Source organism: Thauera sp. K11 (genome assembly GCF_002354895.1).
Taxonomy (GTDB): Bacteria; Pseudomonadota; Gammaproteobacteria; order Burkholderiales; family Rhodocyclaceae; genus Thauera; species Thauera sinica.
Map to the genome: position 1 here is coordinate 3,983,144 of NZ_CP023439.1, position 22,994 is coordinate 4,006,137.

Here is a 22,994-nt window from a genome sequence, read left to right on the forward strand (position 1 = left end):
CGCCCTGCGGGGCGCCGTTTTTTTCGCGGGGCCTGCGCGTCCCGTCCGCCGCCGGCCATCCCCGGAGAAGGTCCCGGCGGCGGCGGAATCACGTGCCGCCGCCTCTGCGCGGGTGGCGGCAGTGGTGGAAGAGGTCGGCCGCCGCGGCACTTCCGCCACTTTGTGCACCACAGCATTTATCTTTAAAAATCACATACTTACATCTGTAATGCGGATGACGTATGATGGCCAATCCTGCCTGGACCGGTTCCAGGACGGGCGACACGTCGCATCAGACGACGGTTTTTCTGGAGGACATCCACATGCTATCGATTCGAGACTGCCTCGATTACTGCGGCATCAGCGACGAGGAAGTTGCCCTCCTCGCCGAATACCGCGGCATCTCCGGCATCGCCGCCGCACAGATGGCCTGCTGCCTGGTGCAGACGTCGGCCGGCGTGCTGGTGCTCACCGAGTACATGGACGAACTCATCGACCATGCGGCACGCAACGGCGATACGGAGAAGGTGGAACGCGCCCGGCGGGTGCGTACCCGTTTCGTGACCGACTATCCGTCGCGGTCGTGAGCCCGGCCGCCGCCGCCCCGGCGCCGATCGTGGCCGGCGCGGCGGCTTTCCGGTCGGCGCGCCGGCTGCGGACCTTTCAGCGGAACACGATCGTCTTGTTGCCGTGCACCAGCACGCGGTCTTCCAGGTGGTAGCGCAGGCCGCGGGCGAGAACGGTCTTCTCGATGTCCTTGCCGTAGCGCACCATGTCCTCGACCGCGTCGGAGTGGTCGATGCGGATCACGTCCTGCTCGATGATCGGCCCCTGGTCGAGATCGGCAGTCACGTAGTGGCAGGTGGCGCCGATCAGCTTGACGCCCTTGGCCCAAGCCTGGTGGTAGGGCCTGGCGCCGACGAAGCTGGGCAGGAAACTGTGGTGGATGTTGATGATGCGGCCCGGGTAGGCGGCACACAGCCCGGGCGACAGGATCTGCATGTAGCGCGCCAGCACCATGGTGTCGCCGCGCACTTCCTCGAAGATGCGCTGCACCTCGGCATAGGCCCCCGTCTTGTTGTCGGGCGCGACCGGCACGTGATGGAAGGGGATGCCGTGCCACTCGACGAAGCCGCGGAAGGTGTCGTGGTTGGAGATCACGCAGGGGATCTCGATGTCGAGTTCCTTCGACTTCCAGCGCGCGAGCAGGTCGTACAGGCAGTGCTCCTGCTTGCTCACCAGCAGCACGACGCGCTTCTTGACCGCCGAGTCGGTGATCTTCCAGTCCATTTCCAGCTCCTCGGCCAGCGGGCGGAAGCGCTCGCGCAGCTCGGCGAGGTGGAAGGGCAGCGAATCGGCCTTGATCTCGATGCGCATGAAGTAGCGGCCGACGGATTCGCCGCTGCCGGCAGGGTCGGCCGGCGGCTCGGCGTGCAGGGACGTCTCGAGTATCCAGCCGCCGTGCCCGGCGAAGAAGCCGGACACCCGGGCGACGATGCCGACACGGTCGGGGCAGGAGGCGGAAAGCGTGTAGAAGCGTTCGCGGTGCATGGCAGTGTGCTGCAAGACGTGAATTGAAGAAACCCGGCCCCCGCGGGGGCGGCGAACGTGGCGGGCGGCGGCCGCGTGCGGGCCGTCGCCGGAATCAGCGGGCGCTGGCGAAAGCCTTGTCGATTTCCTGGCGCAGCGCGCCGTAGTCGCGCACCACCGGATACTGCGGGAATTCGCGGACGACGTTTTCCGGCGGGTGGAACAGGATGCCGCCGTCGGCTTCGCCCAGCATCGCGGTGTCGTTGTAGGAATCGCCCGCGGCGACGACCTTGAAGTTGAGTTCCTTGAAGCGCCTGACCGCCTCGCGCTTCTGGTCCGGCATGCGCAGGTGGTAGTTCACCAGGATGCCCTCGCCGTCGGCTTCGAGGCTGTGGCAGAACAGCGTGGGCATGCCGAGCTGCTTCATCAGCGGCTTGGCGAACTCGTAGAAGGTGTCGGACAGGATCACGACCTGGTAGGCGTCGCGCAGGTCGTCGAGAAACTCGCGCGCGCCGGACATCGGCCCCATGCCGGCGATGACCTTCTGGATGTCGGGCAGGCCGAGCTTCCTTTCCGCGAGGATGTTCAGGCGGTACTTCATCAGCGTGTCGTAGTCCGGCTCGTCGCGCGTGGTGCGGCGCAGCCCGGGGATGCCGGTACGCTCAGCGAATTCGATCCAGATTTCGGGGACCAGGACACCTTCGAGGTCGAGACAGACGATACGCACCGGGCGCTCCTGAGCGGGAAAGCGGCGATTCTAACATCCGCGAAACCCGCCTCAGCCCGCCCGCGCCGGCCCCATCTGCGGGCGAGCGTGGATTCTTCCCCCCTCTCCGCTCCGGCCTGCGGCTAGAATCGCGCAAACTCCATATGCAAAGACAATGATCAAGCGCATCGCGATCGGCCAGCTCCGCCCCGGCATGTACATCCACGACCTCAATTGCGGGTGGATGGACCACAACTTCCTGCGCAGCCGCTTCGCGGTGAAGGACGAGGAGACCGTGGCCAAGGTCCGCGAAATCGGCGTACAGGAGATCTACATCGACACCGAGCGCGGTGCCGACGTGCTGGAGGCACCCACGCAGCAGGAAACCGACAGGGCGGCGCAGGACGAACTCGAGACCATCGCCTCCGCGCCGGAAGCGCCCGCGGCGCGCTCCTCCCTCGCCGACGAGGTGACCCGCGCCGTCGCCCTGCATCGCGAGGCCAACCGCATCGTGCGCGACATGATGGACGACGTGCGCCTGGGCAGGCAGATCGAACTCGAGAAGGTCGAGCCGCTGGTCGAGCGCATCGTCGACTCGATCTTCCGCAACCAGGATGCCCTGCTGCCACTGGCACGGCTGAAGAGCCACGACGAATACACCTTCCAGCACTCGGTGTCGGTGTGCACGCTGATGACCACGTTCGCGCGCGCACTGGGCCTGGACCGCCCCACCATCCGCGAGATCGCGATCGGCGCCCTGCTGCACGACGTGGGCAAGGCGAAGGTGCCCGACGAGATCCTGAACAAGCCGGCCAAGCTCACCGACGCCGAAGCCGTCAAGATGAAGAGCCACGTGGTGCAGAGCAAGATCATCCTGCAGGCCACGCCCGGCATCAGCGACATCGCGCTCGACGTGGCGGCCCAGCACCACGAACGCTTCGACGGCACCGGCTACCCGAACGGGCTGAAGGGAGACGAGATCAGCCTGTACGGCCAGATGGGGGCGATCGTCGACGTGTACGACGCGATCACCTCGAACCGCGTCTATCACCGCGGCATGGTGCCCACCGAGGCGCTGCGCAAGCTGCTGGAGTGGGGCAAGTTCCACTTCAACCCCAAGCTGGTCCAGGCTTTCATCCGCTCGGTGGGGATCTACCCCACCGGTTCGCTGGTGCGCCTGGCGAGCGGCCGGCTGGCGGTGGTGCAGCGCCAGCATGGCGACGACCTGATGCATCCGTCGGTCCTGGTCATGTACCACACGAAGGGGTACTACCTCGCGCCCGAGACGATCGATCTGCGCCATTCGCAGGACCGCATCGCCGGGCACGAGGACTTCGCCACGTGGGACATCGATCCGGCGCGCTGGCTCCCGGGCTGACGTCCGCGTACGGGGCCATGCGCCCTGCCGGTTCCGGGCCGGCGCCGGTCAATCCGCCGGAATCGCCTCCAGCGCCTCGTGCAGTTCCAGCCAGCGCAGTTCCGCCTCCTCGATGCGTCCGGCCAGCTCGGCCTGGCGCTTGCCCAGCGCCGGCACCTCGCCCGCCTGCGGGCCGGTGTAGAGCGCCGGATCGGCGAGTTGCGCGTCGAGCCCGGCCTTTTCCTCGTTCCACGCCGCCAGGCGCTTGTCGATCTGCTCGATCTCCTTCACCAGCGGCCGGCGCGCCGCCAGCCGCGCCTGGCGGTCGGCCGCGGCCTGGGCGCGGTCGGCCTTGCGCGCGGCCTTGTCGGCCGCCTGGTCCGGGCACTGCGCCGCCGCCGCGGCTTCGGCGCGGCGTGCGGCGAGCCAGTCGCGGTAGTCGTCGAGATCGCCGTCGAAGGGCTGGATGCGGCCGCCGTCGACCAGCACGAAGCGGTCGCAGGTGGCGCGCAGCAGCGCCCGGTCGTGCGACACCAGCACCATCGCGCCCTCATAGTCCTGCAGCGCCATCGTCAGCGCGTGGCGCATCTCCAGGTCGAGGTGGTTGGTGGGTTCGTCCAGCAGCAGCAGGTTGGGCCGCTGCCAGATCAGCAGCGCCAGCGCGAGGCGCGACTTCTCGCCGCCGGAGAACGGCCCGCAGGGCGTGGTCGCCGGCGTGGACGTGCCGCCGGCGCCGTCGCCGCGAAAGTCGAAGCCGCCGAGGTAGTCGCGCAGATCCTGCTCGCGCGCGCCCGGATCGAGACGCATCACGTGCTGCAGCGCGGATTCGTCCGGCCGCAGGGTTTCGAGCTGATGCTGCGCGAAATAGCCGGTGGCCAGGCCCTTGCCTTCCAGCCGGCGGCCGGCGGCAAGCGGCAGTTCGTCCGCCAGCAGCTTGATCAGCGTCGACTTGCCGGCGCCGTTGCGGCCGAGCAGGCCGACACGCTCGCCCGGGCGCAGCGTGAGGCCGATGCGCTCGAGCACCATGCGGCCGCCGTAGCCGGCCGCGCCGTCCTCGATCTGCAGCAGCGGATCGGGTGCCGGCGGCGCCTCGCGGAAACCGAAGGTGAAGGGTGTATCGATATGGGCCGCGGCGATGCGCTCCATGCGCTCGAGCGCCTTGATGCGGCTCTGCGCCTGGCGCGCCTTGGTGGCCTTGGCGCGGAAGCGGCGGATGTAGTCCTCCATGTGCGCGATCTCGCGCTGTTGCTTCTCGTACATCGCCTGCTGCTGCAGCAGGCGCTCGCCGCGCTGGCGCTCGAAATCGGAATAGCCGCCGGTGTAGAGGGCGAGCTTCTTCTGTTCGATGTGGGCGACGTGGGTGACGCAGGCATCGAGGAATTCGCGGTCGTGCGAGATCAAGAGCAGCGTGCCGCGGTAGTCGCGCAGCCAGGCTTCCAGCCAGATCACCGCGTCGAGGTCGAGGTGGTTGGTCGGCTCGTCCAGCAGCAGCAGGTCGGAGCGGCACATCAGCGCCTGCGCGAGGTTCAGCCGCATGCGCCAGCCGCCGGAAAAATCCGCCACCGGGCGCGCGACCTCGGCGGGCAGGAAGCCCAGGCCGTCGAGCAGCGCCGCGGCGCGGGCGGGCGCCGCGTAGCCGCCGATCTCGTGCAGGCGGGCATGCAGCTCGCCGATGCGCGCGCCGTCGTGGGCGGCCTCGGCGGCGGCCAGGTCGGCCTGCACCCTGCGCAGTTCGGCATCGCCGTCCAGCACGTACTCGATCGCCGGCTGTGGCAGGCCGGGGGTTTCCTGCGCGACATGGGCGACGACCCAGCCGGGCGGCATCTCGAGGTCGCCCTGGTCGGGGTGGAGCCGGCCGCGCAGCAGCGCGAACAGGCTGGACTTGCCGCTGCCGTTGGCGCCCGTCAGGCCGACCTTCCAGCCGGGGAAGATCTGCAGGCTCGCGCCTTCGATCAGGGTCTTGGCGCCGCGGGCGAGGCGCAGGTTGCGGAGGCTGATCACGTCTTGAAACGAGCGCGCGGGCGCGCCGGGCGAAATAAAGGCGGTATTCTACGCGCCCGACCGACGTCTTCACCCGAACCCACCGGAGTTGCCGCGCATGTCCCGCCGTCTCGCCGCCCTGCTGCTGACCCTGTCCGCCTCCTGCACTGCGCTCGCCCCCGCCTGCGCACAGGAAGCGGTGGCGGAAGACTCCGCCGGCCAGGCAGCCGCGCCGTCGGCCGCCGCCGGAACGGAAACCCCGTCGCAGCAGGCCGCGCGCCTGAAGGCGCAGGGACAGGCCCTGCGGGATGAGGCCGAGTCGGACTACCGCAGCACCGAAGCCGCGTGCTACAAGAAGTTCCTCGTCAACCGCTGCATCGACGAGGCAAGGGCCCAGCGGCTCGAGACCATCCGGCGCGCGCGCGGGATCGAGGCCGAGGCGCGCCGCATCGAGCTGGCCGAACGCCAACGCGCCGCCGCCGAGGCCAAGCGCAGCGACGTCACGAATGCCCCTCTCGCACCGGCGGCGCCATCTCCGGCCGGCGATGCCACGGTGCAGCCGACGCCCGAGGCCGAGCGTCTGCGCTCCCAGCGCGAAGCGGATCTGCAGAAGGCCGAACGCGAAGCCGAAGCCGCACGCGCCGAGAAGGACGCCGCACGCGCCAGCGCGCGCGCGAAGGCCGAAGCCGAGGCCGCCAAGCGGGCACGCCAGGCGGAGGCCGACCGCGCACGCTACGACAAGCGCATCCGCGAATACGAAGCGGAGCAGGCGGAACAAGCGCGCGAGGCCGCCGGCAAGCGCTGACGCCGGCAGCAGCACGGCTCTGTCCGAGGCGCGGCGGCCCCTGCGTGCGCCAGGCGCCGCCGGCGGATTTCAGCCGACCGCCGGCGGCAGCCGCTCGCCGCGCGCCCAGGCGAGCGCGTCTTCCAGGCGGTCGTTGCCCCAGAACAGCTCGCCATCGACGCGGAAACTCGGCGCGCCGAACAGCCCCAGTTCCACGGCGCGGTCCGTCTGCTCGCGCAGCGCCAGCTTGTTGGGTGCGGCCTGCGCCCGCTGCAGGATGTCGTCGGCGGGCAGCGCCAGCGCGGCAAGGATGTCGGCGATCACCGCCGGCTCGGAGATTTCGCGGTCCTCGGCGAAGTTCGCCGCCATGACCGCCTGCGAAAAGCGCTCCACCCAGCCTTCCCGGGCGCCGATCAGCGCCACCCGGGCCGCCAGCAGGCCGTTGCGCGGAAAACGGCCGGGCAGGCGGAACGGCAGGCCGTACTTGTCCGCCAGCCGCGCGAGGTCGCGCCACATGTAGCGCCCCTTGGGCGGGTAGATGTTGAACGGCGAATCGTTCCAGCCCAGGGCGAGGAACACCGGCCCGAGCAGGAAGGGCCGCCAGACGACGTCGACCTCCGCCCGCCGCGCGGCGTCGCCGATGCGCATCACCGTCAGATAGGAATACGTGCTGGCGAATTCGAACCAGAACTCGATGCTGGGACGCGGCATGGCGGGCGGCCGGAAGGGATGACGCAGGAACTATAGCCGATGCACCCGCGGGTGCGTTCGGGTGTACGCTCGCGCCGATGATCTCGCGCAAGTACCTCTACCTGATCGCGCTGGCGCGCGAGCGCCACTTCGGCAAGGCCGCCGCGTCCTGCCACGTATCGCCGTCCACGCTGTCGACCGGCATCCGCGACCTCGAACAGGAGCTGGGCGTGGTGCTGGTCGAGCGCGGCCAGCAGTTCGCCGGCTTCACGCCCGAGGGCGAATGCGTGGTGGCGCACGCCAAGCGCGCGGTGGCCGACGCGGAGGATCTGCGCCAGGCGCTGGACGTGATGCGCGGCGGGCTCAGCGGCCAGTTGCGCGTCGGCGTAATCCCGACCGCGCTGGCGGTGATCTCGGCGCTGACCGCGCCGTTCGCGCGCAGCCATCCGCGCGTGAACATCGAGGTGCGTTCGGCCAGCACGCAGACCATCCTCGCGCAGTTGCGCAGCTTCGAGCTGGAGGCCGGCATCCTGTACGTGGAATCCGGCAGCGCGGGCGACCTGCACTGCCTGCCGATCTGGGAGGAAGACCTCGCCTTCCTGACGCGCAGCGGCGGCCCGCTCGCCGGGCGCGACGAGATCGAATGGCACCGGGCCGCGCAGCAGCCGCTGTGCCTGCTGTCGCGCGACATGCAGAACCGGCAGACCATAGACCGGGTGTTCGCCGAACTCGGCTGCGCGCCGCAGATCAGCCTGGAGACCAACTCCATCCTCAGCATCCTCGCCCACGTGCGCGCCGGCCCGTGGGGCAGCATCCTGCCGAGCAGCGTGCTGGAACTGATCGGCGCGCCCAGCGGCTTCCATACCCTGCGCCTGGTCGCGCCCGCGGTGAAGTGGCACACCGGCCTCGTCACGCTGGCCCGCGAGCCGCGCTCCACCATGATCTCAGCCCTTTTCGAGCAGGCCGGAGGGCTCGTCGGGGCGTTCTAGAAAACCGAACACCTCTTCTGAATAATTCGCTTGGCACGAACACGGCGCCGGCCTATCGTCCTGTCACACAACACTTGCGCAAGGTGTGAAGACAATGACCAAGGAGACACCCTCGGCGGCGGGGCTTGCCGCCCTGATCGCTGCGCGCCGTGAACTGCCCGGCGCCACGCTGCCCATCCTGCACGCGATCCAGGACAGCTACGGCTACGTGCCCGACGAGGCGCTGCCGATGATCGCCTCGGCACTCAATCTTTCGCGCGCCGAGGTGGAGGGCGTGGTCAGCTTCTATCACCATTTCCGCCGCACCCCGCCCGGCCGCCACGTGGTGCAGGTGTGCCGCGCCGAATCCTGTCTGGCGATGGGCGCCGAGGCGCTGGAGGCGCACGTGAAGGCGAAGCTCGGCATCGGTTTCCACCAGACCACCGCGGACGGCGCGGTGACCCTGGAGCCGGTGTATTGCCTGGGCAACTGCGCCTGTTCGCCGGCGATGCGGGTGGACGATGACATCCTCGGCCGCATGAACGGACGGCGCTTCGATGCGGTCTTAAAGGAACTGCAGCAGCACGAAGGAGCGCCGGCATGAGCGTGCGCCTCTACGTCCCGATCGATTCCAGCGCGCTGTCGCTCGGCGCCGAGCAGGTCGCGCGCGCGATCCGCCACGAGGCCGCGGTGCGCGGCATCGAGGTCGAAGTCGTGCGCAACGGTTCGCGCGGCCTGTTCTGGCTCGAACCGCTGGTCGAGGTCGACACGCCGCAGGGGCGCGTCGCCTACGGCCCGGTGCAGCCCGAAGACGTGGCCGGGCTGTTCGACGCCGGCTTCCATCAGGGCGCGGCGCATTCGCTGTGCCACGGCCTCACCGGGCAGATCCCCTTCCTCGCCCGCCAGGAGCGCCTGACCTTCGCCCGCGTGGGCGTGACCGACCCGCTCAGCCTGGACGACTACCGCGCGCACGGCGGCTTCGCCGGCCTCGAACGGGCGGCCGCCATGCCGCCGGCCGAGGTGGTGCAGGAGGTCACCGATTCCGGCCTGCGCGGCCGCGGCGGCGCCGCCTTCCCCACCGGCATCAAGTGGAAAACCGTGCTCGACACGCCGGCGGCGCAGAAGTACGTCGCCTGCAATGCCGACGAGGGCGACTCCGGCACCTTCTCCGACCGCATGCTGATGGAGGGCGACCCCTACTGCCTGATCGAGGGCATGGCGATCGCCGGCCTGGCGGTGGGTGCGACGCAGGGCTACATCTACGTGCGCTCCGAATACCCGCACGCCTTCCGCACGCTGCAGGCCGCGGTCGCGCGCGCACGCACCGCCGGCTGGCTGGGCGCGAGCGTCGCCGGCTGCGGGCGCGCCTTCGACATCGACGTGCGCCTGGGCGCCGGCGCCTACATCTGCGGCGAGGAAACCTCGATGCTGGAAAGCCTCGAGGGCAAGCGCGGCGTGGTGCGCGCCAAGCCGCCGCTGCCGGCGGTGTCGGGCCTGTTCGGCAGGCCGACGGTGATCAACAACGTGATGAGCCTCGCCACCGTGCCGCTCATCCTCGCGCGCGGTGCCGCCTTCTACCGCGACTACGGGCTGGGCCGCTCGCGCGGCACCCTGCCCTTCCAGCTCGCCGGCAACCTGCGCCACACCGGCCTGGTGGAAAAAGCCTTCGGCGTCACGCTGCGCGAACTGCTGGAAGACTATGGCGGCGGCAGCGCCAGCGGCCGGCCGCTGCGCACCGCGCAGGTCGGCGGACCGCTCGGCGCCTATGTGCCCGCGGCACGGTTCGACATGCCGCTGGACTACGAACAGTACGCGGCGATGGGCGCGATGGTCGGCCACGGCGGCATCGTCGCCTTCGACGACAGCGTGGACATGGCGAAGATGGCGCGCCACGCGATGGCCTTCTGCGCCGAGGAATCCTGCGGCAAGTGCACGCCCTGCCGCATCGGCGCGGTACGCGGCGTGGAGGTGATCGACCGCATCATCGCCGGGCAGGAGCGGGGCCGGAACATCGCGCTGCTCGACTCGCTGTGCGACACCATGCTGGCGGGTTCGCTGTGCGCGATGGGCGGCATGACGCCCTACCCGGTGCAGTCCGCGCTGAAGCACTTCCCCGAAGACTTCGGCATCGACAAGACGGCGGCGGCCTGAACGGCCTGAACGCCCCGCGCTGTCGCCCGTAGGGAAGCGAAGCGCGGCAGGAGGTACGCCGCCCGGCCGAAAGAGCCCTTCGAGGGACGGCACGGGCGGACGAGGCAAATGTGCAGGAGACAAGAATGACCATTTTTCGCGAACCCGATTACGGCACGCCGAAGCGCACGTCCACCGGGATGGTGACGCTGGAGATCGACGGCACCCCGGTGAGCGTGCCGGCCGGCACATCGGTGATGCGTGCCGCGGAACTGGCCGGCAACCGCATCCCCAAGCTGTGCGCCACCGACAGCCTGGAGCCGTTCGGCTCGTGCCGCCTGTGCCTGGTCGAGATCGAAGGCCGGCGCGGCTACCCGGCCTCCTGTACGACGCCGGCGGAGGCCGGCATGGTGGTGCGCACGCAGAGCGCCCGGCTGGCCGAGCTGCGCCGCGGCGTGATGGAACTCTACATCTCCGACCACCCGCTCGACTGCCTGACCTGCGCCGCCAACGGCAACTGCGAGCTGCAGGACATGGCCGGCGTGGTCGGCCTGCGCGAAGTGCGCTACGGCATGGAAGGGCGCAATCATTTCGACAGCAGGAGCGCGGTCGCGCCCGACCTGTCCAACCCCTACTTCGCCTACGACCCCGCCAAGTGCATCGTGTGCAACCGCTGCGTGCGCGCCTGCGAGGAGATCCAGGGCACCTTCGCGCTGACGATCTCCGGCCGCGGCTTCGATTCGCGCGTCGCGGCCGGCACCAGCCAGCCCTTCCTCGAATCCGAATGCGTGTCCTGCGGCGCCTGCGTGCAAGCCTGCCCTACCGCCACGCTGATGGAAAAATCCGTCATCGCCATGGGCCAGGCGGAAAAGAGCGTGATCACCACCTGCGCCTACTGCGGCGTGGGCTGCTCGTTCAAGGCCGAGCTCAAGGGCAGCGAAGTGGTGCGCATGGTGCCGCACAAGGACGGCAAGGCGAACATGGGCCATTCGTGCGTGAAGGGCCGCTTCGCCTGGGGCTACGCCACCCATCCGGACCGCATCACCACGCCGATGATCCGCGCCAGCATCGACGAGCCCTGGCGCAAGGTGAGCTGGGAAGAGGCGATCGGCCACGCCGCGGGCGAATTCCGCCGCATCCAGGCCAGGTACGGCCGCGGCGCGGTGGGCGGCATCACCTCGTCGCGCTGCACCAACGAGGAAACCTATCTGGTGCAGAAGCTGGTGCGCGCCGCCTTCGGCAACAACAACGTCGACACCTGCGCGCGCGTCTGCCATTCGCCCACCGGCTACGGCCTCAAGCAGACGCTGGGCGAATCGGCCGGCACGCAGACCTTCGAATCGGTGCTGCAGGCCGACGTCGTCATGGTGATCGGCGCCAACCCGACCGAGGGCCACCCGGTGTTCGGCTCGCTGCTCAAGCGCCGGCTGCGCGAGGGCGCGAAGCTGATCGTGGTCGACCCGCGCAGCATCGAGTTGGTGAAGACGCCGCACGTGCAGGCCGACTACCACCTCAAGCTCCTGCCCGGCACCAACGTCGCCGTCGCCAACGCGCTGGCGCACGTCATCGTCACCGAAGGGCTGGTGAACGAAGCCTTCGTCGCCGAACGCTGCGAGGAAGCCGCCTGCCGCCAGTGGCGCGATTTCGTCGCGCGGCCGGAGAACTCGCCCGAAGCCACCGCGGCGGTCACCGGCGTGCCGGCCGAAGCGGTGCGCGGCGCCGCCCGCCTGTACGCCACCGGCGGCAATGCCGCCATCTACTACGGCCTGGGCGTCACCGAGCATTCGCAGGGCTCGACCATGGTGATGGCGATCGCGAACCTGGCGATGGCCACCGGCAACGTCGGACGCATGGGCGTGGGCGTCAACCCGCTGCGCGGCCAGAACAACGTGCAGGGTTCGTGCGACATGGGCTCCTTCCCGCACGAACTGCCCGGCTACCGCCATGTGTCGGATGCCGCCACCCGCGGCCTGTTCGAATCGGAGTGGGGCGTCGCGATCGACCCCGAACCGGGCATGCGCATCCCGAACATGTTCGAGGCGGCGCTGGACGGCAGCTTCCTCGGCCTCTACATCGAAGGCGAGGACATCGCCCAGTCCGACCCCAACACCCAGCACGTCGAGGCGGCGCTGCGGGCGATGGAGTGCGTGGTGGTGCAGGACATCTTCCTCAACGAGACGGCCAAGTACGCCCACGTCTTCCTGCCCGGTTCGTCCTTCCTCGAAAAGGACGGCACCTTCACCAACGCGGAGCGCCGCATCTCGCGCGTGCGCAAGGTGATGCCGCCGCTGGCCGGCATGGCCGACTGGGAGGTGACCTGCGCGCTGGCGAGAGCACTGGGCTACCCGATGGACTACGCGCATCCGTCCGAGATCATGGACGAGATCGCCCGCCTCACGCCCACCTTCCACGGCGTCGGCTACGCCAGGCTGGACGCACTCGGCAGCATCCAGTGGCCATGCAACGAAGCCGCCCCCGAAGGCACGCCGATCATGCACGTCGACCACTTCGTGCGCGGCAAGGGCCGCTTCATGCTCACCGCCTACGTGCCGACCGACGAGCGCGCCAGCAAGCGCTACCCGCTGCTGCTGACCACCGGGCGCATCCTGAGCCAGTACAACGTCGGCGCGCAGACGCGGCGCACCGCCAACATCGTGTGGCATGCCGAGGACAGGCTGGAGATCCATCCCCACGACGCCGAGGAACGCGGCATCCGGGACGGCGACTGGGTCGGCGTGGCGAGCCGCGCCGGCGAGACCGTGCTGCGCGCCACCGTCACCGGGCGCGTGCAGCCCGGCGTGGTCTATACCACCTTCCACTTCCCGGAATCGGGCGCCAACGTCATCACCACCGACAACTCCGACTGGGCGACCAACTGCCCGGAATACAAGGTCACCGCGGTGCAGGTGGTGCCGGTGAGCCAGCCGTCCGAATGGCAGCGCCGCCACCACGACTTCGCCGCGCGCCAGAAAGCCTACCTGCAGGGCCACCGCGAGGCGGAAAAAGGCAAGGTCGATGCTTGAGCCGCGCGCCCGCCTCCTGCCCGCCTACCCGGCCGGCGAACCGGGAAAGGACGGTTTCGACCTGCCGCCCGACCATGCGACGGTGAGCGCCGCGGCATGGGACGGCGCCGGGCAGGGCGGAAGCCAGGCGCGCGCGGTGCAGGACACGCTGGTCGAGGAAATCGCCGTCGCGCTCGTCTACAACGGCATCTCCCACGCGGTGATGCTGACGACGCCCTCCGACCTGGAGGATTTCGCCTACGGCTTCAGTCTCACCGAGGGCATCGTGTCCCGCCGGCAGGACATCTACGGCATGGACATCGTCACGACCGGCGAAGGCATCGAGGTGCGCATCGAACTGGCCGCCGAGCGCTTCGCCCACCTCAAGCTGCGCCGCCGCTCGCTCGCCGGACGGACAGGCTGTGGACTGTGCGGCGTCGACAGCCTGTCCGCGGCGATGCGGCCGGTGGCGCCGCTCACCCACCGCTTCGCGCTGTCGCGGCGGGCGCTGGCGCGCGCGCTGGACGAACTCGGCCACGACCAGCCGCTGCACCGCAAGACCGGCGGAGCGCATGCCGCCGCCTGGGCCGCCGCCGACGGCGAAGTACTGCTGGTGCGCGAGGACGTGGGCCGCCACAACGCACTCGACAAGCTCATCGGCGCCCTGCTGCGCTGGGGCGGCGACCCGCGGGACGGCTTCGTCGTCGTCACCAGCCGCGCCAGCTACGAGATGATCTACAAGACCGCCGCCGCCGGCATCGGCGCCCTGGCCGCGGTTTCCGCGCCCACCGCGCACGCGGTGCGGCTGGCCCTCGACGCCGGCCTCACGCTGGTGGGTTTCGCCCGCGGCGGCCGCGGCACCGCCTACACCTTTCCCGAAACCCTCATCGCCTGAAACCACCATGGACATCGACAACCTCGTGCGCATGGCCAACCGCATCGGCGACTACTTCGCCGCCTACCCCGACCGCAGCGAGGCGGAAGCCGCGATCGCCAGGCACCTGCAGATGTTCTGGACGCCGCAGATGCGCCGCGAACTGCTCGCCTGCATCGCCGAGGGCGACGACATGCGCGGCCTGCACGCGGTGATCGCCGAGGCGGCGAAGAAGCACCTGGCGCAAGGCGAAACCACCCCATCCGGCTGAAGCGCGTACCGCGCAGGGAACGCCCGCTCGCCGCTCATGCGAAGTCAGGTCCATCCGGGAGGATGGACGGCCGGAGAGACCGCGATGTCTCGTCCGGCTTGTATATTGACTTTTCATATGACGATAGTTATCGTCAATGCCTTTGCCCATCTTGCGCATCCCTGCGCATGAATACATGCAATCGCACGAGGCCAGCGATACGCCGTACCTCGCCCATCCCGGCAGATACCCGGATGTGAAATGCCTGGGGATGAAAGCCTTGGAGAACGATGATGCGGGTGCTGCTCATACACCAGAACTTTCCCGGCCAGTTTCGCCACATCGCCGCCAGTTGGGCCGGTAGACCCGGCTGGCAGGTGCTGGGACTGGGCCGCGAAAGCGCCCCGGGGCTTCCCGGGATCTCCTGCATCCGCTACCGGCTGCATCGGCCACCCAACCGGGAGCAGCATCACTACCTGAGGCAGATGGAGCAGGCCGTGCTCCACGGCCAGGCGGTGGCGCGGGCCCTGCTCGGGCTCAAGGCCCAGGGATATCGGCCGGACATCGTCATCGCCCATCCCGGCTGGGGCGAGACGCTCTATCTGAAAGACGTGTATCCGGACGCGCGCCTCATCCACTTCTGCGAATGGTTCTACCGCAACCAGGAGGCCGACTGGGCATTCGATCCCGAATTTCCCTCCACCTTCGACGATCGTGCCCGGGTACGCACGTGGAATGCCCTCCACACCCTGAATCTGGAGAACTGCGATGCCGGGGTCAGCCCGACCCGCTGGCAGCACAGCCGCCATCCGGCGGCATATCGCGACAAGATCGCCGTCATCCACGAAGGCATCGAGACGGAAGGGCTCGCCCCCGACCCCGAGGCCCGGCTCACGCTGAAGGACGGCACGTCCCTGCGCGCCGGCGATCCCGTCATCACCTACGTGGCCCGCAATCTCGAACCCTATCGGGGGTTCCACGTATTCATGCGGGCGCTCGAACTTATCCAGCGCCGGCACAAGCGATGCCATGCCCTGATCGTCGGCGGTGACGAGGTGAGCTACGGGAAGCGCCCGAAGGACGCACCGAACTGGCGCGAGAAGATGCTGCGGGAAGTCAGCCTGGACCCCGCCCGCACCCATTTCCTCGGAAAACTGCCCTACGACGTGTATCGGAAAGTGCTGCAGGTATCGGCCGCCCATGTCTATCTGACCTATCCCTTCGTACTCTCCTGGTCGATGCTCGAAGCCATGGCCAGCGGCTGCCTCCTGATCGCCTCGCGCACCGAGCCGGTGCAGGAGGTCGTGCGCCATGGCGAGAACGGGGTGCTCGCAGACTTCTTCGATCGCGAGGCGATTGCCGCGCGTACCGTCGAGGCACTCGAAGCACCGGCCGATTTCGCCGGCCTGCGCGAGCGGGCCCGCATCGAGACCAGCCGCCGGTACTGTCGCGTGGAGGCCGTCGCGAGATTCGGTGCATTCCTGGACGTGGAAGGCAACGCACCGGTTGCGCGCGCAGACTCCGCAGAGGTCGCGGCGGCGGCCGGCGGCGCATTCCCGGGGTAGCAGCCGGCCTGGGCCGAAAGAATCCTTCCTGCGTCATCGGGCACTTGGCGCAGGCGGAGCACGCCGCCACCGGCCGACGCGCGCCGCGCTAGCGGCGGCCGGGCCGGTTGGCGACCCAGATGCCGGTGCCGACCAGCGCCAGGGCGGCGAACACCGCCGGCGTCAGCGTCTCGCCCAGCAGCAGGCCGCCGGCCAGCACGCCCATGACCGGCGTCAGGAAGGAAAACGACGACAGCCGCGTCGCCGGATAGTGGCGGATGAGCCAGAACCAGCCGAGATAGCTCGCCGAGGCGACCGCCACCGTCTGGAACGCGAGGCTGGCCCACACCGCGGGCGTGGGCGCGAACACGCCGGGCTCGCCCAGCAGCAGCGACAGCAGGGGCAGCGCCAGCGCCGACACCGCGAGCTGGTACAGCAGCATCTTCTCGGCGGACACCCGCGCCAGTGCCGACGCCTTCACGGTGAGCGTGGTCCCCGCCCACAGCACAGCGGCGGCGAACACCATCAGGTCGCCGATCCACGCCCGCCCGGCCGGATGCAGCAGGTTCTCGCCGAACAGCGCCAGCACGCCGGCAAACGCCAGCCCCATGCCGGTCCATTGCGCCCGCCGCATGTGCTCGTGCGGCAGCAGCCACACCGCGCCGAGCGCGACGACGAAGGGCGCGGTGTAGAGGAAGATCACGCCGCGCGACGCGGTGGTGAACTGCAGCCCGAGGAAGAGCAGCGCGAATTCGCCGGCGAACAGCAGGCCGGCGAGCAGGCCCGGCAGCAGCGTGCCGTCGCGCTCGAACAGCCGCACGCCGCGCAGCGCGGACCACGCCCACACCAGCAGCGCGGCTCCGATCGAACGCAAGCCCGCCTGCCACACGGGTGAGATGCCGGCGCTGGCGATCTTCACCGCCACCTGCTGCACGCCCCAGATCGTGCAGAAGACGAGCATCAGGCCGATGGCGAGGCGATCGAGTTGGGTCTTGGGAGGCATCGGGCCCTCATGGCAGAAGAAGCGTTTCGACGATTGGCGGAACGTACCGCATGGCGGGTGCGCAGGCGAGCCCGCGTGCGTGCCTCACCTGCGCCAGTTCAGGACGGCGAGCGCGATCGCGCCCGCGACCACGCCCCAGAAGGCCGAGCCGATGCCGCCCAGCGACAGGCCGGAGGCGGTGACCAGGAAGGTGACCAGCGCCGGCTCGCGCTGCGCATCGTCCTTCATCGCCGTCGCCAGCCCGCCGCCTATGGTGCCGAACAGCGCGAGGCCGGCGATGGCCAGCACCAGTTCGCGCGGGAAGGCGGCGAACAGCGCGCCGACGGTGGCGCCGAACAGGCCCACCAGCAGGTAGAAGAAACCGGCGAACACGCTGGCGAGGTAGCGCCTGGCCGGATCTTCATGCGCCTCGCGGCCCATGCAGATCGCCGCGGTGATGGCCGCGAGGTTGATCGCGTAGCAGCCGAAGGGCGCCAGCACCAGGTTCACCGCGCCGGTCCAGCCCACCAGCGGCGACACCGGCACCCCGCCGTAGCCGGAGGCGCGCAGCACCGCGACGCCGGGCACGTTCTGCGAAGTCATGGTGACGACGAACAGCGGCACGCCGACGCCGATCATGGTCTGCAGGTCGAACTCGGGCATGGTGAACACCGGCACCGCCATCTCCAGGCGCAGCGCGCGGAAATCCAGCAGCCCCTGCGCCGCGGCGATCGCGCTGCCCAGCGCCAGCACCAGCACCACCGCGTAGCGCGGCAGCAGGCGGCGCGCGAGCAGGTAGGCGAGGAACATCGCGAACACCAGCCCGAAGCGCTGGCCCATCGCGACGAAGACCTCCATGCCGAAGCGCACCAGCACACCGGCCAGCATGGCCGCGGCGATGCCCGGCGGAATGCGGTCCATGATGCGCTCGAAGCCGCGCGTGACGCCGGCGAGCAGGATCAGCAGCGCGCAGAACACGAAGGCGCCCGTCGCCTGCGCCAGGCTGACGCCGGCCAGCGCGGTGACCAGCAGCGCCGCGCCCGGCGTGGACCACGCGGTGACCACCGGCGCACGGTAGCGCAGCGACAGGCCGATGCAGGTCACCCCCATCGCCAGCCCCAGCGCCCACATCCACGAACTGATCTGCGCCGGCGTGGCGCCCGCCGCCGCCGCGGCCTGGAACACGATCGCGGCGGAACTGGTGAAGCCCACCAGGACGGTGACGAAACCCGCGGACAGCGGGGCGAGGTAGCTACGCATGGGATCGGACTCGAATGGCTTCGCGCGGCGCAGCCGGCGGGAAAAACCGCGATTCTATTCGCGCAGGATGCGTGACAGACATCACGGCCACACCCCGGATGGGCGCCAGAGGGGAATGCCGGCTTGTCGGACGGCTTTACAGGGCAGCGTCCACGATTGCGGCACGGCACGCCAACCCTTTGATTTCAAAAAATATTTATTGAAGGCACGAACGTTGCTATGTGATCGCGCCCGCAATTTCTTCCCTACCCGGAGTCAGTCATGAAATTCCTCAACCTGGCGCTGGCCTTCGCCGGACTCGCCACGGTCGGCTCGGCGCACGCCCTGACGATCACCTACAACGATTTCTCCAACCTGTCCGGTTTTCAGCAGAACGGAACGACCGCGACCATCGCCGACCCCACCACCGACGACCTCGGCCGCGACGTGCTGCGCCTGACCAACGGACTCGGGCAGTCGGGCAGCGCCTTCCTGACCAATCCGATCAACCTGGCCAACCAGGCATCCTTCAGCACCTTCTTCTCGTTCCGCATCTCGAACCCGCAGGGAAGCGCGGACGGCGACGGCCAGGGCGCCGACGGCATCGTCTTCGTGGTGCAGACCGTCTCCAACAGCGCCGGCGGCGGTGGCGGCGGAATCGGCTACCAGGGCATCCAGAACAGCGTCGGCATCGAATTCGACACCTGGGACAACGGCAGCGGCTCCAACGACCCCAACGGCAACCACATCGGCATCGACCTCGGCGGCGGTTTCAACGGCCCCACCGCCATCGTCGGCACGCGCATGAACAACGGCGCCGACTGGTTCGCCTGGATCGACTACAACGGCAACACCAAGGACATCGAAGTCCGGCTCTCCCAGACCAACGCCCGCCCGACCTCGGCGACGCTGACCCGCAACGCCGATCTCGTCGACGTCCTGGGCCAGACCAACGCCTTCATCGGCTTCACGTCGGGCACCGGCGCGGCGGGCGGCCTCCATGACATCGTGAGCTGGCAGTTCGAAGACGATTTCCGCCCGATCGACCCCTCGAACCCGGTGCCGGAGCCCGGCGTCCTCGCCCTGGTGGGCATCGGCGCGCTCGGCCTGATGGCCAGCCGCCGCCGCCGCGCCGCCTGAGAGACGGCCGCGCGCCGCGACAGGGAGGCGGCCGACCGCCTCCCTGTCGCGCACCGGCCGGCGCCCGCCTCAATCCACGACGGCCGCATCGATACCCGCGGCAAACTGCAGCCGCGCGCGCAATGCCTTCGTCACCTCGACGCGGCCGTCCCCGGCCACGCGCAGCGCATGCTCGACGTTGAAGCGGCGCGTCATCGCGCGCCAGCCGTCGCCGGCGATGAAGGCCGGCTTGCTGGCGGCGTCGGACAGCGTGCCGGCCGCCTCGCCCGCCATGCCGCCCGCGAGGGCCGCCGGGGTGACGAGCACGGTGAGCGAGTGCGTGCCGCGCGCCGGCTCGCCGGTGCGCGGGTCGAGCAGGTGGGAATAGCGCCGGCCGTCGACATCGAAGTAGCGCTGGTAGTCGCCCGAGGTGCCGATCGCCTCGCCGTCGTACAGCGGCAGCGTGGCCAGCGGCGGCTGGCCGGGGCGGGGGTCCTGGATGCCGATGCGCCAGGGCTGGCCGCCCTTGGCGCCGAGCGCCATGAGGTTGCCGCTGATGTTGATCAGCGCGTTGGCGACGCCCTGCGCACGCAGGATGGCGGCGGCGCGGTCGAGCGCGTAGCCCTTGGCGTAGCCGCCCAGGTCGAGCTGCACCACCGGGTTGCGGCTGGAGACGCGGTTGCCGTCGATCGTCAGGTCGGCCATGTGCGGCCGCGCCGCGATCAGTGCCTGCACCCGGGCCGGGTCGGGCAGACGCGGCACGAAGGTGTCGGTGTGAAAGCCCCACAACGCGATGAGCCGGCCCAGCGCGGGGTCGAAGAGCCCGTCGCCGGCGGCGGAGATGCGCTGCGCATCCTTCAGCATCGCGGCAAGCTCATCGGACACCGTCGCCGCCTCGCCGCGGGCGATGGCGGCGTTCAGCGCGGTGAGTTCGGACGGCTCCCAGGCATGGTAGGCGCGATGCAGGCGGTCGAACTCGCGCAGCACCGCGCCGATCGCGGCGTCGGCCTGCGCCTCGTCCTCGCCATAGACCGCCACCGAGACCTGGGTGCCGAAGACGTAGGATTCACGGTGGAACACCTGCGGCCGCGAGCAGCCCGCCAGCAGGACGGCCAGGCACAGCGCGAAAAGGCCGGCGAGCCGGCCGGCGGCGACCGCGCCCGGCATCAGAGCCCGCAGGCCCGTTCGAGCTTGTCGATGACCAGCGCGGCGGCGTCGAAGCCCTGCTGCTGCTCGATCTCGACCATGCAGGTGGGGCTGGTGACGTTGATCTCGGTGAGATGGCCGCCGATCACGTCGAGGCCGACGATCAGCAGGCCGCGCGCCCACAGGATGGGCGCCAGGTATTCCGCGATCTCGCGCTCGCGCCCGGTCAGCGGCATCGCCACGCCGCGACCGCCGGCGGCGAGGTTGCCGCGCGTCTCGCCCGCCTGCGGAATGCGCGCCAGCGAGAACGGCACGACCTCGCCGCCGATGAGCAGGATGCGCTTGTCGCCCTCGGCGATCTGCGGCACGTAGCGCTGCGCCATGATGGTGCGCGTGCCATCGTGGGTCAGCGTCTCGATGATGACGTTGCGGTTGGGGTCGTCGCGGCGCACGCGGAAGATCTGGCTGCCGCCCATGCCGTCGAGCGGCTTCAGGATCACGTCGCCGATCTCGTCGATGAACGCCTGGATGTCGACGGCCTCGCGCGCCACCAGCGAGGTCGGGGTGAACTGCGGAAACTCGGTGATCGCCAGCTTCTCGGAGTGGTCGCGGATCGCGCGCGGATCGTTGAACACGCGCGCGCCGGCCTGCATCGCATCCTCGAGCAGCCAGGTGGCGGTGACGTATTCGAAGTCGAAGGGCGGGTCCTGGCGCATCAGCACGGCATCGAACCCGGCCAGCGACACCGCCTGCTCGTCGCCGGCGGCCTCGTACCAGAGGTCGTCGCCGGCCAGCAGGCGGATCGGCAGCGCGCGGGCGATCACCGCGCCGTCGCGCCAGGTGAGCGCGCCGCGCCGGATCGTCCACACCGCATGCCCGCGCGCCGCGGCGGCACGCATCATGGCGATGCTGGAATCCTTGTAGGCTTTCAGCGCGTCCAGCGGGTCGAGGATGAAGGCGAGCTTGAGGGCGCGGCTCATCGGACTGCCCTCCCGTCGCTGCGCGACACCCTCCCCGAGGGAAGGCGAGCGCCCCCTTCGGGCGGCCGTGCGGGGGCGCTCATGCTTCCACCTCCGCCGGCGCCGTCTCTTCGATCTCGACCGAGGCGGCGAGCAGGGCCAGGCGCGCGACCACGCCGTAGGCGTAGAAGCGGTTGGGCGGGGCGTCCGGCCCCTGGGCGCTGTCGGGCAGCGTGCAGCAGGCGTCGAAGGCGAGCGGCTTGAAGTGCATGCCCGGCGCGTTGAGGTTCTCGTCGCGGCCGCGCTCGGTGTGGACGCGGTAGAAACCGCCCACGACGTAGTGGTCCATCATGTAGACGACCGGTTCGGCAACGCCGTCCTCGACCGTCTCGAAGGTGTGCACGCCTTCCTGGATGATGACCTCCTGCACCTGCAGCCCTTCCTTGATCACCGCCATCTTGTTGCGCTGGCGGCGGTTCAGGCCGATCACCTCGGAGGCGTCCTTCACCGTCATGACGCCCATGCCGTAGGTGCCGGCGTCGGCCTTCACCACGACGAAGGGCGTATCGGACACGCCGTACTCCTTGTACTTGGCGCGGATGCGGGTCAGCAGCGTGTCGACCTGCGCCGCCAGGCATTCCTCGCCGGTGCGCTCCTGGAAATTGACCTGGCCGCACACGCCGAACTCGGGATTGATGCGCCACGGATCGATGCCGATGGCGGCAGCGAACTCGCACGCCACCCGGTCGTAGGCCGCGGCGTGCTTCGACTTGCGCCGCGCATGCCAGCCGGCATGCAGCGGCGGGATCAGCCGCTGCGAGTCCAGCCCCTTCAGGATCTGCGGCACGCCACCGGACAGGTCGTTGTTGAGCAGCACCGCGCAGGGATCGAAGCCGTCCAGCCCGAGGCGGTTGCCGCTGCGCCGCAGCGGCTCCAGCGTCAGCGACGCGCCGTTGGCCAGTTCGAGCACCGTGGGCGCGGCGACGTCGGGCAGCAGGCTGCCGATGCGCACCTCCAGTCCGGTCAGCCGCAGGATGGAGACCAGCTTGGCGACGTTCTGCAGGTAGAACTGGTTGCGCGTGTGGTTCTCGGGGATCAGCAGCAGCTTGCCGGCATCGGGGCAGATGCGCTCGATCGCCGCCTGCGCCGCCTGCACGCACAGCGGCATGAAGGCGTCGTTGAGGTTGTTGAACCCGCCGGGGAACAGGTTCAGGTCCACCGGCGCCAGCTTGAAGCCCGAATTGCGCAGGTCGGTCGAACCGTAGAACGGGGGCATGTGGTCCTGCCACTGCGTGCGGAACCACTTTTCGATGTCGGACGCGTTGTCCAGGAACTGCTTTTCCAGCTCGAGCAACGGGCCGGTAAGCGCGGTGGTGAGGTGTGGGACCATGATTTTCTGTCTCGGGAGAAGCCGCGGCCGCGAACGCATGGCGGTCAGGCGGCAGAAAGCATCGGCCGGAAATGGTACACCAAACGCCGTAGCACCTTGGTCGCGCATGCGAAGGCGGCTCCGCCCCGGGTGCGAGCGGCCCGGATCCTGCGCCGACGCGCTGCGACGGTTCGACGACCGACAGACGGGCATCGTCCCGCAGCCCGGCCGGAATCTCCGGATCGATCCGGTCCGCTGCACCGCAGCAGACGATTTGCCTGTTTCCATGTCGAACCACGGGAATCATGGCCATGTGGAAAACGATTCCGCGGCCATCGACTACGCTTGCAGGAAAAGGACTCCGCCCGACACCCGCTCCGTCCGCC

At 69.6% G+C, this 22,994-nt stretch carries 20 protein-coding genes; 11 read left to right on the top strand and 9 right to left on the bottom strand.

Annotated elements, in window-relative coordinates; all coding sequences use genetic code 11:
* The first annotated feature begins 302 nt into the window (after positions 1 to 302).
* On the top strand, positions 303 to 566 hold the full coding sequence (locus tag CCZ27_RS17450) for a hypothetical protein (protein ID WP_096452740.1): 264 nt from the start codon (positions 303 to 305) through the stop codon (positions 564 to 566).
* 76 nt (positions 567 to 642) lie between these two features.
* On the opposite strand, the gene purU is transcribed toward CCZ27_RS17450, so the two are convergent.
* Positions 643 to 1,530, bottom strand: a complete 888-nt coding sequence (gene purU, locus CCZ27_RS17455; RefSeq protein WP_096450313.1) for a formyltetrahydrofolate deformylase — start codon at positions 1,528 to 1,530, stop codon at positions 643 to 645.
* 94 nt (positions 1,531 to 1,624) lie between these two features.
* Positions 1,625 to 2,236: a bifunctional phosphoserine phosphatase/homoserine phosphotransferase ThrH gene (thrH, locus tag CCZ27_RS17460; RefSeq protein ID WP_096450315.1), complete on the bottom strand. Its 612-nt coding sequence runs from the start codon at positions 2,234 to 2,236 to the stop codon at positions 1,625 to 1,627.
* A 154-nt stretch (positions 2,237 to 2,390) separates the two neighbouring features.
* Here thrH and CCZ27_RS17465 point away from each other — a divergent pair, with 154 nt between their 5' ends.
* A complete protein-coding gene (locus CCZ27_RS17465) occupies positions 2,391 to 3,593 on the top strand; it encodes an HD-GYP domain-containing protein (RefSeq protein WP_096450317.1) in 1,203 nt (400 codons plus the stop codon).
* 48 nt (positions 3,594 to 3,641) lie between these two features.
* Here the strand turns inward: CCZ27_RS17465 and CCZ27_RS17470 are convergent, their stop codons facing one another.
* Positions 3,642 to 5,573, bottom strand: coding sequence for an ATP-binding cassette domain-containing protein (locus CCZ27_RS17470; RefSeq protein WP_096450319.1), 1,932 nt, complete (start codon positions 5,571 to 5,573; stop codon positions 3,642 to 3,644).
* 97 nt (positions 5,574 to 5,670) lie between these two features.
* Here CCZ27_RS17470 and CCZ27_RS17475 point away from each other — a divergent pair, with 97 nt between their 5' ends.
* Positions 5,671 to 6,357: a hypothetical protein gene (locus tag CCZ27_RS17475; RefSeq protein WP_096450321.1), complete on the top strand. Its 687-nt coding sequence runs from the start codon at positions 5,671 to 5,673 to the stop codon at positions 6,355 to 6,357.
* 69 nt (positions 6,358 to 6,426) lie between these two features.
* Here CCZ27_RS17475 and CCZ27_RS17480 read toward each other — a convergent pair whose 3' ends face one another.
* Positions 6,427 to 7,047: a 2-hydroxychromene-2-carboxylate isomerase gene (locus tag CCZ27_RS17480; RefSeq protein WP_096450324.1), complete on the bottom strand. Its 621-nt coding sequence runs from the start codon at positions 7,045 to 7,047 to the stop codon at positions 6,427 to 6,429.
* 77 nt (positions 7,048 to 7,124) lie between these two features.
* On the opposite strand from CCZ27_RS17480, the gene CCZ27_RS17485 reads away from it, so the two are divergent.
* The 7 genes from CCZ27_RS17485 to CCZ27_RS17515 all read left to right on the top strand — a co-directional run bounded on the left by CCZ27_RS17485 (position 7,125) and on the right by CCZ27_RS17515 (position 15,815).
* A complete protein-coding gene (locus CCZ27_RS17485) occupies positions 7,125 to 8,015 on the top strand; it encodes a LysR substrate-binding domain-containing protein (RefSeq protein ID WP_096450326.1) in 891 nt (296 codons plus the stop codon).
* 94 nt (positions 8,016 to 8,109) lie between these two features.
* The gene (locus tag CCZ27_RS17490; protein WP_096450328.1) at positions 8,110 to 8,598 is read left to right on the top strand and encodes a formate dehydrogenase subunit gamma; all 489 of its coding nucleotides are present in this window, start codon (positions 8,110 to 8,112) and stop codon (positions 8,596 to 8,598) included.
* A complete protein-coding gene (locus CCZ27_RS17495) occupies positions 8,595 to 10,145 on the top strand; it encodes a formate dehydrogenase beta subunit (protein ID WP_096450330.1) in 1,551 nt (516 codons plus the stop codon). The genes CCZ27_RS17490 and CCZ27_RS17495 overlap by 4 nt, the downstream gene beginning before the upstream one ends.
* Positions 10,146 to 10,270: 125 nt before the next feature.
* Complete coding sequence (gene fdhF / locus CCZ27_RS17500) at positions 10,271 to 13,147, top strand: formate dehydrogenase subunit alpha (protein ID WP_096450332.1); 2,877 nt, start codon at positions 10,271 to 10,273, stop codon at positions 13,145 to 13,147.
* Positions 13,140 to 14,021 (top strand): formate dehydrogenase accessory sulfurtransferase FdhD, encoded by an 882-nt coding sequence (gene fdhD / locus CCZ27_RS17505; RefSeq protein ID WP_096450334.1) that lies wholly within the window; start codon positions 13,140 to 13,142, stop codon positions 14,019 to 14,021. Before fdhF ends, fdhD begins: the two co-directional genes overlap by 8 nt.
* A gap of 7 nt (positions 14,022 to 14,028) precedes the next feature.
* Positions 14,029 to 14,271, top strand: coding sequence for a formate dehydrogenase subunit delta (locus CCZ27_RS17510; protein WP_096450336.1), 243 nt, complete (start codon positions 14,029 to 14,031; stop codon positions 14,269 to 14,271).
* A 269-nt stretch (positions 14,272 to 14,540) separates the two neighbouring features.
* Complete coding sequence (locus CCZ27_RS17515) at positions 14,541 to 15,815, top strand: glycosyltransferase family 4 protein (protein WP_198363166.1); 1,275 nt, start codon at positions 14,541 to 14,543, stop codon at positions 15,813 to 15,815.
* A gap of 88 nt (positions 15,816 to 15,903) precedes the next feature.
* Here CCZ27_RS17515 and CCZ27_RS17520 read toward each other — a convergent pair whose 3' ends face one another.
* Both CCZ27_RS17520 and CCZ27_RS17525 read right to left on the bottom strand, forming a co-directional pair.
* Positions 15,904 to 16,797: a DMT family transporter gene (locus CCZ27_RS17520; RefSeq protein ID WP_096450338.1), complete on the bottom strand. Its 894-nt coding sequence runs from the start codon at positions 16,795 to 16,797 to the stop codon at positions 15,904 to 15,906.
* 84 nt (positions 16,798 to 16,881) lie between these two features.
* Complete coding sequence (locus tag CCZ27_RS17525; RefSeq protein ID WP_096450340.1) at positions 16,882 to 18,036, bottom strand: benzoate/H(+) symporter BenE family transporter; 1,155 nt, start codon at positions 18,034 to 18,036, stop codon at positions 16,882 to 16,884.
* 261 nt (positions 18,037 to 18,297) lie between these two features.
* Here CCZ27_RS17525 and CCZ27_RS17530 point away from each other — a divergent pair, with 261 nt between their 5' ends.
* Positions 18,298 to 19,155 (top strand): lectin-like domain-containing protein, encoded by an 858-nt coding sequence (locus CCZ27_RS17530; RefSeq protein ID WP_096450342.1) that lies wholly within the window; start codon positions 18,298 to 18,300, stop codon positions 19,153 to 19,155.
* 69 nt (positions 19,156 to 19,224) lie between these two features.
* On the opposite strand, the gene CCZ27_RS17535 is transcribed toward CCZ27_RS17530, so the two are convergent.
* The 3 genes from CCZ27_RS17535 to gshA form a co-directional block, all read right to left on the bottom strand.
* A complete protein-coding gene (locus CCZ27_RS17535) occupies positions 19,225 to 20,301 on the bottom strand; it encodes an FAD:protein FMN transferase (protein WP_096450344.1) in 1,077 nt (358 codons plus the stop codon).
* The gene (gshB, locus tag CCZ27_RS17540; protein WP_096450346.1) at positions 20,301 to 21,260 is read right to left on the bottom strand and encodes a glutathione synthase; all 960 of its coding nucleotides are present in this window, start codon (positions 21,258 to 21,260) and stop codon (positions 20,301 to 20,303) included. The genes CCZ27_RS17535 and gshB overlap by 1 nt, the downstream gene beginning before the upstream one ends.
* A 79-nt stretch (positions 21,261 to 21,339) precedes the next feature.
* Positions 21,340 to 22,629 carry a glutamate--cysteine ligase gene (gene gshA, locus CCZ27_RS17545; RefSeq protein ID WP_096450349.1) on the bottom strand — a complete coding sequence of 430 codons (1,290 nt, stop codon included), beginning with the start codon at positions 22,627 to 22,629 and terminating at the stop codon, positions 21,340 to 21,342.
* Between the last annotated feature and the right edge of the window lie 365 nt (positions 22,630 to 22,994).